This is a genomic window from Trabulsiella odontotermitis (assembly GCF_001188485.1).
Taxonomy (GTDB): Bacteria; Pseudomonadota; Gammaproteobacteria; order Enterobacterales; family Enterobacteriaceae; genus Trabulsiella; species Trabulsiella odontotermitis_A.
In genome coordinates, this window is the sequence record NZ_JNGH01000116.1 from 158259 (window position 1) to 171050 (window position 12792).

The following is a 12792-nucleotide window of genomic DNA, read 5'->3' on the forward strand; positions in this document are numbered from 1 at the left end:
CCCGCCTCACGCGTGGTTATTGCGAAGGCAACAGCTCCGTTTTAATCCAGCCAGGCTGGCGCTTATCAAAACTCTCATAGGCGGAGATCACATCCGAGAGCGGCTCCACCTGCGTCAGCACCTGCGTTGGATCGATAGCGCCCATGCGTACCCGTTCCAGCAAATGCGGGATGATCGCGTGGTGGTTGCAGTTGCCCATTTTCATGGTCAGGTTTTTGTTCATCGCCATACCAATGGGGAACGTCTGCGCATCAGGCGGGTAAACGCCGATAATGCTCAACGTGCCCGCTTTTCTCAGCGCCTGAATGGCCCATTCCAGCGCCTGCGTTGGCGCATCGCCGGGGATCCAGTTTCCATGCTGTACATGCTGATGATCGTAGTTATCCGGTGCCACCTCTTTGACTTCCTGACGGTGTTTCTCCGCTTTCTGTTCTGCCTGCTGCGCCGCCGGGCCATGGTGAGCGTGCTGGCTGTCAACGCCCACTGCGTCAATGGCGACGTCGACACCGGTACCACCGGTCAGGGATTTGATGGCTGCCACCGGATCTTCTTTCTCAAAATTAACGGTAAACGCGCCCTGCCGACGGGCCATTGCCAGCCGGTCATCATGCGGGTCAACCGCAATGACCCGCCCGGCGCCCATCAACAACGCGCTGGCAATCGCAAACTGACCCACCGGGCCGCAGCCAAATACCGCCACGGTGTCGCCGCGTTGGATCTGCGCGATTTCCGCACCGAACCAGCCAGTGGGGAAAATATCGCTGACCAGAATCGCCTGTTCATCGCTGACGCCTTCAGGGACTTTCACCAGCGTATTGGCGGCAAAAGGAATACGCGCTTTTTCCGCCTGCAACCCATTGACCGGGCCGGTGGTTTGCGGGCCGCCGAAAAAGCTGGTGCCCGCTTCAGGGCCGTTCGGATTGGCATTATCACACTGCGCGGTGTTGCCGCTGCGACAGGGAGCGCAGTAACCGCAGGAGAGCGTGGAGCAGACCACCACCCGATCGCCGATGTCGAAATTGCGCACCTGGTCGCCCAGTTGTTCGATGATCCCGACCCCTTCATGGCCGAGAATGGTCCCCGGTTTCATGCCGCTAACGGTGCCGCGAATAAAATGAAGATCGGTGCCACAAATCGCCGAAGCGGTAAGACGAATAACGGCATCAGTGGATTGTTCAATCTGTGGTTCGGCGACGTCATCAAGACGGATATCGCCGGTTGCGTGCCAGACGAGAGCTTTCATACTTTCTCCTCTTTCGGTGATACAGCATGGCTGTATTTATTTAGCATGCTGATAATTAATGGATTTTTCCGCTGAAAACGCGAAATACCCAGGTGTTATAAACAAGCGTGACAGGCACCAGTAATGCAAAACTGATCAGCAGGAATTTTTGTGTTTCGGGGGGCGCAGCCGCCTGATGGATGAGTACATTCACCGGTACAATCAGCGGAAACAGCGTAAACACCAGTGCGCCAAAGGCACCGCTCACGATGACCTGAATGGCGGCCATCGGCAGGAAGGCGTAGCCCCGTGAAAGCGCGAACCACAACCCTGCACAGCCAGCCACGGTACATGCACATTGACAGTCCAGAATAATAACCCCGCCAGCAGCAGCACGGTCAGCGCCGCAAGCCAGGGGATCGCCCGCCGCGCGCGGGTTGCCAGTGCCCCGGTACAGCGCCAGTTGAGCCAGCCGGCGCCCATCAGGCAGTAGCCCGCCACCAGCGTTATGCCGCAGAAGAGCGGAAAAGGACTCAGCCACTCCCAGCCAGTACCGGTAAATTGCTGACGATTGTTAGGGATGCCCTGAATCAGACTCCCCGCCATCATCCCTTGCGCCAGGCTCGCGATAATCGAACCCGCGATGAGTATGGCGTCAAAAAGGCGCGGCGCGTGGTGCCGGTATTCAATGGCGATTCCGCGGCCAATCAGGGCAAGCAGCATCGCGAAAACAGGAACATACAGCGCACTCAGCACAATGGCATACGCCAGCGGAAACAGCCCCAGCATGCCGCCTGCGGCAAGCACCAACCAGGTTTCGTTACCATCCCAGACCGGCAGCAATGAGATGTTGATCCGGTGCCGATCCTCGTCGCTGCGCTGCAAACCGCAGAGGATACCCACGCCCAAATCCGTGCCGTCCAGCAGCACATAGATCCACAAACTGAGCGCCAGCGCGGCGGCCGACAGCGCGTTCAGCAGAGGGAGTCCGAAGAATTCCGTCATTGCGAACCCCCTTTCGGGTGGGCCACGCCCTGCCCGGTTCGTTCCGCCACGTCCGGCATCACTTCGCTTTCATCAGGCGAGGGAGGGCGCGACATCAGGCGTAACAAAAACCATAATCCAAGGGAAAACACCGCCAGATACACCAGCACGACCGCGCTCAACGAACCGAGCACCATCTGCGCGGAAACCGGTGACGCACTGTGCGCGGTACGTAACAGGCCGTATACCGTCCACGGCTGACGTCCCGTTTCGGTCACCAGCCAGCCTGCCAGCATGGCGACAAAACCAGCGGGAGCCATCAACACCGTCAGGCGCTGCAGCCAGCGCGCCCGCCNCGATCCCCAGCCCCACCATCACCCGGAACGACCAGAACACGCCCGGCACCCAGGGCAGATCATCGCGAGGATATTGATTAAGCGTATGGATGCGTCCTTCGAGGTTATGACGCAAATAGAGGGAGCCAATATGGGGGATCGCCACTTCATAGTGATTGCGCCGCTGTTGCATATCCGGAAGGGCAAACAGCCGCATCGGTTCGCCGTCACCCGGCGCTGGCGGATCCCACGCCCCTTCCATCGCGGCCAGTTTAACAGGCTGATGATCGCGGGTGTTCTCGCCGTGTAAATCCCCCAGCACCACCTGTAATGGCGCCAGCACAAGCAGCATCCACAAGCCGAGGGAGAACATTTTGCGCGCTGCCAGCTGCTGCGGGTCGCGTAACAAATGCCAGCCACCGCAGGCCGCCACCAGGCACGCCGTACCGAGTAAAGCGGCTGCCGCCNCGAGGGTAAAACCAGCCGGGGTCTGCATCCATGAGTTCGCGGCAAGGATCCAGAAGGCGCTGATAATGGAGCCGACTGCAACGATCGCCGTCGCCAGGAAATGTATCCACGGGCGCACTTTCCCCATACCAAACAGCACCACACCCATAAAGCCCGCTTCAAGGAAAAAAGCCACCAGCACTTCCAGATACATCATCGGGCCGAGGATCGCCCCAGCGCGGCTGGAAAGGCCGCTCCAGTTGGTGCCAAAGGCGAACTCCATCATGACGCCGGTCACCACCCCGACGGCAACATTGAGGGCGAAAATTTTACTCCAGTAGCGCCAGAGCGAGAGCCAGACCGGCGCTTTTCGCCATAACCACATGGCTTCCAGGAACAACAAAAACTGCGCCAGGCCAATGGTGAAGGCGGCAAGCACGATATGGAAACCAATGGTAAACGCGAACTGGCTGCGCGCCAGCAACAGCGTAAATTCCTGGCTTATCATGTTTGCCTCCCCCCAGTGATTACTCTGTCTGCCGGAGCCGGGTCTGCCGAAGCTGGATCACCTCCCCGTGCTGCCAGGCGTCCGCGCCTTCGGCAACCGGATGTGCCACCAGATCTTCACGCTCGCGTTTGATTTCCTGCGTATTCACCTTCAGCCGACGATCCCGGTCCTGCAGCAGTGCAGGGTTAAGCTGACCATCGGCGGTAAAGCCCATCATCAATGTCGGAATGCCGAGCGGCAGCGACTTATCGCGATCGGTGTGCCAGGTATGCCAGGTTTTGCCGTAGGTATTCACAATTTTGCTCATCAGCGCCTTATCAGCTGCTGCAGGTAACCCCGGCGCCACCAGACTGCCAGACTTCACTTCATAGCGATGGCTGTGCCAGAGTTTTTTCTCCTCCGGCGGCAGCGTGTTGAACAGGCGCTCGCTGATGATGTACTCGACGCCCATCAGGCGGGCATCTTTGGTGTTGCCGTCATAAATCACCGCCTGCATGACCTCATCATTCAATACCGTCACGTAGTGATGGGCCTCCATCTGGCCATTTTGGTCACCGCTATAAAAATGGAAACCGTCCAGATAGGTGCTGATCGCCTCCACCGGCGGCCGGGACTGGAGCATCTGAGCCCCGGTCTCCAGAGTGCGCATTTGAGTGGAGGTTTTTTCGCCAGGCACGGCGGTGTTGGGGGGCGTATTATTCGCGCCACAGCCCGTCAGCGTCAGGCCGGTTAAGAGTAAAAGAGATAAAGGTTTCATTCGCTTTCCCTGTCACAGTGGTAACACTGACCTTAGTACAGGCAGGGCGATTCGACGAAAAAAACCCACGCCGTGGCGTGGGTTTTGGTAACAAAACGGACGATTCTGGGTGTCAGTCGCGGCGGTAACCGTCTACGTAATCGTCATAGTGATCGCCGCACAAAAAGAAACTTTCGGTTTCATACTCGGCAGGCAAATCGCAGAACTCGCAGATTTCGCCATCGATACGTGAATGGCGCTGGCAGTCTACGCACTGTGGATCTGACTCATCGAATTCATCATCAACGTCGTCAAAATCTGACGCCTGGCACGGCGCGCCACAGGACGAGCAGAGATACGTTTCATCTTCATTATGAAAATCACACATCTTAACGTCCTCCACGACCGAGTAAGCGGTTTATCATCGCCTGCTGGATCTCTTCTTTAGACGGATACAGCTTCGGATAATGCTTCTTCGCCAGCGCGGTAAAGTCCTCATCCAGGCAGCGCTTAACGATGAACGGCAGCAGCGGCATAAACTCCGGCTGTTCGATATAGCGAGACATCGTCATCTTCTTGATGGTGTCCATCGTATGCGAGCAATCGTCCAGGCTGTCGATGGAAAGCAGATGGCACTGCACGGCGCCGAGGAAATCTTCTTTGTAGAGCAAATATTCTGCCAGCGCATCCATGGCGCGCGGGAAACGGTTCTCGTAAGCCATCCGCAAAAAGGCGATGCCCGACTCGCTAAAATCGCCCGCCATGGTGGTCAACAGCAGCCCCGCCATAAATTGCGAGTTATGGTGACCCTGATTCGCCAGGCGTTTGAATTCATCAATCACCTCAACAGGACAGGAGAGATGTCCGCGAAGAAACGGGAAAGGATCGCTGATTTCTATGACGTTGTCGTCAATCTGCTGGAAAGCCGCATCAAACCGGGCGATCAAGGACGCTTTCTGCGTTTCGATAAGCTGCGAGTAGCCGATGCCAAACAGCGCTTGTGCATACGCGTGGTAGGCTTTTTGTTTCGGAAGATCGGGAAATTCGGCGCGGGCTTTTTCACAAAACTCACCCACGCGCAGACCGTTCGGCAACTGGATTCGGGGGGTATCAAAAAGCTTTTTTGCCTCATCAGAATGGATGTCATGCGTTGAGCTGTTCATGCCGTACAGCACCGTGCGCGGAGTTTCCATAACGTAATGAAGCCGCCCGGCAGCGAAAGGCACAGACGTTTCAACTTTTTTGGGAAGCGTACGGCGGACGGACACCGGTTGACCAAAGAGATAAACGTGATACTCACTCATGTTATAAACCTTAAGAATCAATGCTATAGCAATTTCCGCCCACTAAAATTAGCCATAGCAACCAACAGGTTTCATGGAGTTGTTGATTTGTGGTTTATGCCAGCAAATCACGTTTACACATTGTCACCAGTATTTCCTGACGTGGGCGTCAGAGCAGGAGGTGTAGACCGAGGACGATGCTACTGCGAAGCGATTATTCATGTCAACAATCCTTTTTTACGTCCTTTCAGGTTGACTTATTTTGTTAAAGGTTTACTTTTCAGGACATGAAGAAAATCCTTATCATTGTCCCCGATGGCGGAATGCTGTTCGAATCTGCCGGGATCGCCGACATCCTGACACAGGCGAACCAACTGCAAACAGAAGGGTTAGCTGGCCCGTGCTATCAGGTGCATGTCGCCACCACGCAGCCACATCAGGTGATCCACGGTCAGTCCGGGTTAAACCTGCTGGCTGATCACCGCCTTCACGAGCTGGATCCGCGGGAGCCGCTCGACACCATCATCATCACCGGCAGAGGCCAGAATGCGCTGGAAGGCACAGCGGTGGTTGACTGGTTGCGCCTCGCCGCACCGCATGCCCGCCGCATTGCGTCCATTTGCGGCGGCGCGCTGCTGTTGGCGCAACTGCTGGACACACTGCAGACCGAATTCCCGCAGGTAAAGGTCGAAGGCGGGCCACTGTACATTCAGGACGGAAATATCTGGACCTCCGGCGGGGTCAGCTCCGGTTTTGACCTGACGCTGGCGCTGGTGGAAGAGGATTACGGTTTCAGCCTCGCCCGTGACATCGCCCAGGATTTTGTCATGTACCTCCGCCGCCCCGGCGGGCAGTTGCAGTTCAGCCGTTTTAACCTCCGGCAAACCAGTGGTTCAGGACCGATTAACGACTTGCTGTCGTGGATCCTCGAAAACCTCACCGCCGACCTGTGTGTCGAAAAACTGGCGGAAAAAGTCGCCATGAGCCCGCGCAATTTCACCCGCGTGTTTACCCGGGAAACCGGCGCGTCGCCGGCACGCTATGTCGCCGAAGCCCGCCTTGCCGCTGCCCGGCAGCAGCTGGAGCAGACCACCGATACGCTGGACAGAATCGCCGAACAGACCGGTTTTGGCAGCAGCATTAACCTGCGCCGCCTCTTCGAAAAACAGCTCAACCTGACACCCGGCGAATACCGTCAGCGCTTTCATATCCGCAAGATGGCGTAATGTGATCCTTTTTTGTCATTTACGCCAAAACAGCCCCGACCTACAGTAATGCCAGAGACAACAATTAAGGAGTGGATCATGGTTAAGGTCGGTATTAATGGTTTCGGCAGGATTGGACGTAACGTACTGCGCGCCGCGCTGGGTAATCCTGAACTGCAGATCGTGGCGATTAACGATCTGACAGACAGCAAAACGCTGGCTCACCTGTTGAAATACGACTCGCTGCTCGGCACGCTGAAGGAAGACGTTGAAGCCGCCGAGGGGCAGTTGCGCGTGGGCGGCCAGGCCATCACCGTGTTCAGCGAACGCGACCCGGGAAACATTCCATGGCGGGATGCGGGCGTAGATATCGTTATCGAAGCGACCGGTTTTTTTACCGAGCGTGAAAAAGCCGCCGTACACATTGAGCGTGGCGGCGCGAAACGCGTCATTATCTCCGCGCCGGGCAAAAACGATGATTTAACCATTGTGATGGGCGTTAACGACGGACTGTACGATCCGCAGAAACATGTTGTCGTCAGCAACGGCAGTTGCACCACCAACGGCCTGGCACCTGCCGCGCAGGTGCTCCATCAGAACTTTGGCATTAAGCACGGCCTGATGAACACCACCCACGCCTACACCAACAGTCAGGCGCTACACGATCAGCCGGAAAAAGATTTACGCGGGGCGCGTGCGGCGGCGCTGTCGATTGTGCCCTACTCCAGCGGCGCAGCGAAAGCGCTGGGCAAAGTGATCCCCGAACTTGAGGGCAAAATGACGGGTTACTCATTGCGCGTGCCAGTGCCAGTGGTATCGATTGTTGATCTTACCGTGACGCTGGAGCGCGATGTGACAGCTGAAGAAGTGAACGACGCTTTTCGCAACGCTGCCGCTTCCGGGCCGCTGAAAGGCATTCTCGGCTACAGCGATGAACCGCTGGTCTCCAGCGATTACCAGGGCGACCCGCGCTCCTCCATCATCGACGGCCTGTCGACGCTGGTGATTGGCGGCAATATGGTCAAAATCCTCGCCTGGTATGACAACGAATGGGGTTTCTCGAACCGTCTGGTCGACCTGACGCTGCTGATGGCCCGGCATGATCAGTAACCGATAAAAAAACCACGCTACGGCGTGGTTTTTATTCTTCCAGGATTTGTCTTAAAATACTAAATAGAATAACAGCCTTCCCCCTGCCTCTTTCGTCAATTTTGGGTAAATTACCGTCAATTATTCACCATATCGGCCGTTCTCCTGCATGGTAGAATTTCCCATCACGCCTTTAAGTGTCTCAAATAAAAAGCCATATCACTTAGGTCACATAATATTGTGCTGTCAAATTCAATTCCTGCGGAATAAATTTTGAAGGAACACGCTTCGCTTTGACTAATTTCTCTTTCCGACTAGTTTTAAACACTGACACGGACGGCATGACCTACAACAAATATGTCGTTTTTTTCATCAACGAGACTGGAGAAATAACATGACTGAACATCGCGGCGGTTCCGGAAATTTCGCAGAAGATCGTGAAAAAGCGTCTGAAGCAGGACGTAAAGGTGGTCAACAGAGCGGCGGTAATTTTAAAAACGATCCGCAACGTGCCTCTGAGGCTGGTAAAAAAGGTGGCCAGAATAGCCACGGCGGCGGTCGTAAATCGGGTGAGTAGTCTTCTCCCGGGATTACCCGTAACGCTTTCATTGTAAAATGAAAACCCACTGGCGGGCCGAACTGACTCGCCAGTTGCTTTCCCCGGTAATTAACAGCAAACGGAAGGCGAATAAATAACTTCTCTTTAGCCTATCGCTAAACGCTTTTATTCCTTACTCGCAAGCATGATAACAGACGAGGATTTAATGATGACTCCACAAGAGAATTATCACGACTGGCTACGCGACGCGCATGCAATGGAAAAACAGGCAGAATCGATGCTGAAAGCCATGAGCGGGCGTATTGACAATTACCCCGATTTACGCGCAAAAATTGAACAACATTTAACCGAAACCGAGAGTCAGATAAAACGTCTTGAAGATATTATTGACCGCAATGGTATTAGCCGTTCTTTATTAAAAGATGCCACAAGCAAAATGGCTGCCATGGGTCAGGCCGTTGGCGGAATGTTTATGTCTGATGAAATTGTCAAAGGCGCAATTAGTAGCTACGTCTTTGAACAATTCGAGATCGCCTGTTACACATCATTAATTTGTGCCGCCGAAAAAGCCGGCGATGTTGCCAGCGTGCAGACATTAAAAGATATACTGGCGGAAGAGCAGAATATGGCCGACTGGGCTCGCGATCACTTACCGGACGTCACTGAGCAATTTTTACTTCGTGATGCCGCAGAAGGCGTAGAAGCCAAAAAATAACTCTCATTCGCAGGAGGCATTATGTTTAGACATGTAAAGCAGTTGCAATATACCGTGCGGGTTAGCGAACCCAATCCCGGCCTGGCTAATTTATTACTTGAACAGTTCGGCGGCCCACAGGGCGAGCTGGCTGCCGCCTGCCGTTATTTTACCCAGGGTCTGGGTGATGAGGATGCCGGACGCAAAGAAATGCTGATGGATATTGCCACGGAAGAGCTAAGTCATCTCGAAATTATTGGTTCTCTGGTTGGCATGCTGAATAAAGGGGCAAAAGGCGAACTGGCAGAAGGCACAGAAAATGAGGCTGAGCTTTATCGTTCTTTAACCGAGAACGGTAACGACAGCCATATTACCTCTCTGCTTTATGGCGGGGGGGCGGCGGNGGACCGCGGCGTATATTGATACCATCGGTGAAGTGACCGCCGATCTGCGTTCAAATATTGCGGCGGAAGCACGCGCCAAAATTATCTATGAACGCCTGATCAATGTCACTGACGATCCGGGCGTCAAAGATGCACTGAGTTTTTTAATGACCCGCGAAGCCGCCCATATGCTGTCCTTTGAGAAAGCGCTTTACAGCATCCGTAATAATTTCCCGCCGGGTAAACTTCCCCCGATAGAGCAATACACCAACGTGTATTACAACATGTCCGAAGGCGACGATCCGCGCGGGAGCTGGAACAGCGATGAGAATTTCGACTATGTTGCTGACCCGCAACCTGCCGTTGATGGCGGGGATGGTTTAGCCACAAACAGCAAGCGCTGGTGAAAGCCATGGCGCAACGTACCCAGTCCGATCCGAACGTTGACCCGCTCACTGGCGCAGAGCTCGGTAGCGGCGATCCGCAGGAACAGGATAAATAATCTCCCCACTATTCTTGCCCATCCTTAAACACCCCTTTTCAGGGGTGTTTTTGTACGCGCCACTTAAACATATTCCGCCAGTAACAGGATCAGCGCCGCCATGGCGTAGCTNTCGCCTGCGCCAGCACCGATTCACTGTCGCCATCAAAGCGCTTTACGCTGGTATGGATTTCATCATCAGCCAGTTGCCAGGCAAACCACACCGTCCCCGCGGGTGTACCGTCCTCCCCTCCGTCCGGCCCGGCGTAACCGCTTACCGCGAGGCTGCCGCCCCGGAGCGCTGCTTTGCCCCCGCCGCCATCTCTCTTACCGTCTGTTCGCTCACGGCGGTAAAGGTGTCGATCGTGTCGCGACTGACGCCCAGCATGGTGATTTTCGCATCATCCGTATAAGTGATAAACCCACTGCCGTAGAAGGACGGCGTATCATCGGCGGCACACAGTGCCGACGCAATCAGCCCGCCGGGACCGGATTCCGCTGTCNNTCACTGGCGACCGATAACGAAGGTGTTGTCATAAATAACCTCAGTGAATGAAATGAAAGGACGGCGGTGCCGTTGGCATTGCCGCCGTCACGCGGCTCAAATCGTCGCTTTTTCGCCGGCCATTCCCGGCACCAGAATCACCTTGCGGCACTCCTCCTGCCGTTTTTCGAAGATTTCATAGCCGCGCGCGGCCTCTTCCAGCGGCATGTGGTGCGTCACAATCTCTTCCGGTGTGAGATGGCCCTGCTCAATCAGTTTCAGCAAATCGGGCAGATAGGCATGGACATGCGTCTGCCCCATCTTAAAGGACAGCCCTTTATCGAAGGCGTCGCCGAACATAAAGCCATGGATAAATCCGGCGTACACCCCCGGCACGCTGACGATCCCGCCCCGCCGTACGGCGGCAATACACNNGAGCGTACTCAGCACCGTTTCGGTGAGACTGCCTTTCGCTTCAAACCCCACGGCATCGATTACCGCATCCACACCCCGATTGCCTGGCGTGTTTTCGATGATCCACGCCGCCGGATCGTCATTCTTATCGAAGTTAATCGGGATGGCGCCATAACGCTGTTGCGCGAATGCCAGCCGGTAATCATTGTGGTCAATGATGAAAATCTGTTCCGCGCCGTTGAGCCGCGCGCAGGCCGCCGACAGCAGCCCTACCGGCCCGGCACCGTAAATCGCCACACTGGAGCCCGGTTTGATTTCAGCGTTTTTCACCGCCTGCCAGGCGGTGGGAAGAATATCGGAAAGGAACAGCACTTTTTCATCGGGCAGGCTGTCCGGCACTTTAAACGGCCCGGTGTTGGCTTTCGGCACGCGAACATATTCCGCCTGCCCGCCCGGTATGCCGCCGTAGAGATTGCTGTAGCCAAACAGCGCCGCAGGCGGCGTAATGCTTTTGCGGTTCAGCGCCGCGCCCTTACCGCTGTTGGTATTTTCACAGGCTGAATATTGCTGTAAACGGCAGAAAAAACAGTCGCCACAGGCGATAACAAATGGGATCACCACGCGATCGCCTTTGCTGACCGCTTTCACATCCGGACCGGTCTCGACGACCTCGCCCATAAACTCGTGGCCAAAAATATCACCGTGATGAGTACCCGGTATTTTCCCACGGTAAAGGTGCAGATCAGAGCCGCAAATCGCAGTAGCGGTAACGCGAAGGATAATATCATCAGCGGCTTCTAATCCCGGGTCGGGGGCAGTATCAACGCTGACATTATGCGGACCATGATAAGTCAGTGCTTTCATAGGCTATTCTCCCGTTAATGGCGTAAGCGAGACCAGGCACGGAAGCAGTGATAAAAATACTATTAATCTGATTTGCAGAACGCTTTCCGATAATTATGCTAGCCATAAGCCTGAACTCGTAAAAATAAAAAAGCAGGAACTGAAAGGATAGAACAATAATCGGGCCTCGAGAGAACCCGTGCCGTTGAAATATAAAAAAAGAGCCTTAAGCGGAACGGTGAAATATTTCCCGCGTCGCTTAAGGCTCTCTCTTTTACTATTTACTCTTCTGCTGTCAGATGCTTCAACACCAGTGAACAGGTATAGCGTCCGGCGGGATGCACCGACACGGTGGTTTCAAACGTTTCGCCCTGGCGGTCAATGTAGCGCCGCACGATGCGCAGCGCCGGAGACCCCGTTTCCACGCCCAGCACTTTGGCCATTTTGGCCGGAACGCCCACCGCGGTGATGGTCTGATGCACTTCCTGGCTGCGGATGCCATAGTGTTCTTCTATCAGATCGCTTATCAGCGCATGAGGATCGCTGCGCACCAGCTGACGCAGCTTGCTATAGGCGGTGCTGGCGTAGCTGTCGGTCCAGCAAATGGGCGCGTCGCGCTTCTGGCTGTCTTCACGAATGCTGGCGATATGCAACCAGCGCGATCCCGGCGGGCAGCCGATAACCTGCGCCAGTTCGATGTCCGCCACAATTTCATCGACCTTTTTCACCACCCGCAGGTTGTTGCGCGCCAGCACCAGCAAATCCTCCAGATAGGCCAGCGGGTGATCCTGTGAATTTTCATTGGGGCTGTCGGTGACGTGCGTCCCCGCCCCTTTGCGTCGTGAAATCAGCCCCTGTTCCGTCAGGCTTCGCAGCGCTTCACGGATGGTATGACGGCTGACCTGGTATGCTTCGCACAACGCTTTTTCCGTCGGAATCTGCGCGCCCGCAGGGTATTTGCCGGACGCAATGTCGGCCGCCAGCTCACGGGCAATACGGTGGTACAGAGACTCTTTCATCGCCATTGTTCTTCTAAATTACCGATCGTTATCACAAAAGCAGGAATCAGAACTTCCCTTCGAAATGTACGGTCATTATAAAATGTACGTACATTCTAAATGTACG

At 55.1% G+C, this 12792-nt stretch carries 11 protein-coding genes and 3 pseudogenes; 5 read left to right on the forward strand and 9 right to left on the reverse strand.

Annotation, left to right across the window (positions count from 1 at the left end; all coding sequences use genetic code 11):
* Positions 1-16: 16 nt before the first annotated feature.
* The 6 genes and pseudogenes from GM30_RS20555 to GM30_RS20580 all read right to left on the reverse strand — a co-directional run bounded on the left by GM30_RS20555 (position 17) and on the right by GM30_RS20580 (position 5536).
* Positions 17-1243, reverse strand: a complete 1227-nt coding sequence (locus GM30_RS20555; protein WP_049850109.1) for a zinc-dependent alcohol dehydrogenase — start codon at positions 1241-1243, stop codon at positions 17-19.
* 55 nt (positions 1244-1298) lie between these two features.
* Positions 1299-2227 (reverse strand): annotated as a pseudogene (gene cydB, locus GM30_RS20560) (cytochrome d ubiquinol oxidase subunit II).
* Positions 2224-3496 (reverse strand): annotated as a pseudogene (locus GM30_RS20565) (cytochrome ubiquinol oxidase subunit I). The pseudogenes cydB and GM30_RS20565 overlap by 4 nt, the downstream one beginning before the upstream one ends.
* Before the next feature lie 19 nt (positions 3497-3515).
* On the reverse strand, positions 3516-4253 hold the full coding sequence (locus tag GM30_RS20570; RefSeq protein ID WP_049850110.1) for an OBAP family protein: 738 nt from the start codon (positions 4251-4253) through the stop codon (positions 3516-3518).
* Between the two features lie 112 nt (positions 4254-4365).
* Entirely contained in the window at positions 4366-4620 is a 255-nt protein-coding gene (locus GM30_RS20575) for a hypothetical protein (RefSeq protein ID WP_072092043.1), read from the reverse strand.
* A 1-nt stretch (position 4621) separates the two neighbouring features.
* Positions 4622-5536: a hypothetical protein gene (locus tag GM30_RS20580; protein ID WP_049850111.1), complete on the reverse strand. Its 915-nt coding sequence runs from the start codon at positions 5534-5536 to the stop codon at positions 4622-4624.
* A 266-nt stretch (positions 5537-5802) separates the two neighbouring features.
* Between GM30_RS20580 and GM30_RS20585 the strand changes: the two genes are divergently transcribed.
* The 5 genes and pseudogenes from GM30_RS20585 (at position 5803) to GM30_RS20605 (ending at position 9852) form a co-directional block, all read left to right on the forward strand.
* Positions 5803-6741, forward strand: a complete 939-nt coding sequence (locus GM30_RS20585) for a GlxA family transcriptional regulator (RefSeq protein WP_049850112.1) — start codon at positions 5803-5805, stop codon at positions 6739-6741.
* Positions 6742-6819: 78 nt separating this feature from the next.
* On the forward strand, positions 6820-7830 hold the full coding sequence (gene gap, locus GM30_RS20590; protein WP_049850113.1) for a type I glyceraldehyde-3-phosphate dehydrogenase: 1011 nt from the start codon (positions 6820-6822) through the stop codon (positions 7828-7830).
* A gap of 373 nt (positions 7831-8203) precedes the next feature.
* Positions 8204-8386 carry a con-10 family general stress protein gene (locus GM30_RS20595; protein ID WP_049850114.1) on the forward strand — a complete coding sequence of 61 codons (183 nt, stop codon included), beginning with the start codon at positions 8204-8206 and terminating at the stop codon, positions 8384-8386.
* Positions 8387-8576: 190 nt separating this feature from the next.
* Positions 8577-9083: a ferritin-like domain-containing protein gene (locus GM30_RS20600; RefSeq protein ID WP_049850115.1), complete on the forward strand. Its 507-nt coding sequence runs from the start codon at positions 8577-8579 to the stop codon at positions 9081-9083.
* A 21-nt stretch (positions 9084-9104) separates the two neighbouring features.
* Positions 9105-9852 (forward strand): annotated as a pseudogene (locus GM30_RS20605) (manganese catalase family protein).
* A gap of 348 nt (positions 9853-10200) precedes the next feature.
* Here GM30_RS20605 and GM30_RS28265 read toward each other — a convergent pair.
* The 3 genes from GM30_RS28265 to GM30_RS20620 all read right to left on the reverse strand — a co-directional run bounded on the left by GM30_RS28265 (position 10201) and on the right by GM30_RS20620 (position 12686).
* On the reverse strand, positions 10201-10404 hold the full coding sequence (locus tag GM30_RS28265; protein WP_476691228.1) for a CinA family protein: 204 nt from the start codon (positions 10402-10404) through the stop codon (positions 10201-10203).
* Between the two features lie 123 nt (positions 10405-10527).
* On the reverse strand, positions 10528-11688 hold the full coding sequence (locus tag GM30_RS20615; protein WP_049850116.1) for a zinc-dependent alcohol dehydrogenase: 1161 nt from the start codon (positions 11686-11688) through the stop codon (positions 10528-10530).
* A 260-nt stretch (positions 11689-11948) separates the two neighbouring features.
* A complete protein-coding gene (locus tag GM30_RS20620) occupies positions 11949-12686 on the reverse strand; it encodes a GntR family transcriptional regulator (RefSeq protein ID WP_049850117.1) in 738 nt (245 codons plus the stop codon).
* Positions 12687-12792 lie beyond the last annotated feature (106 nt).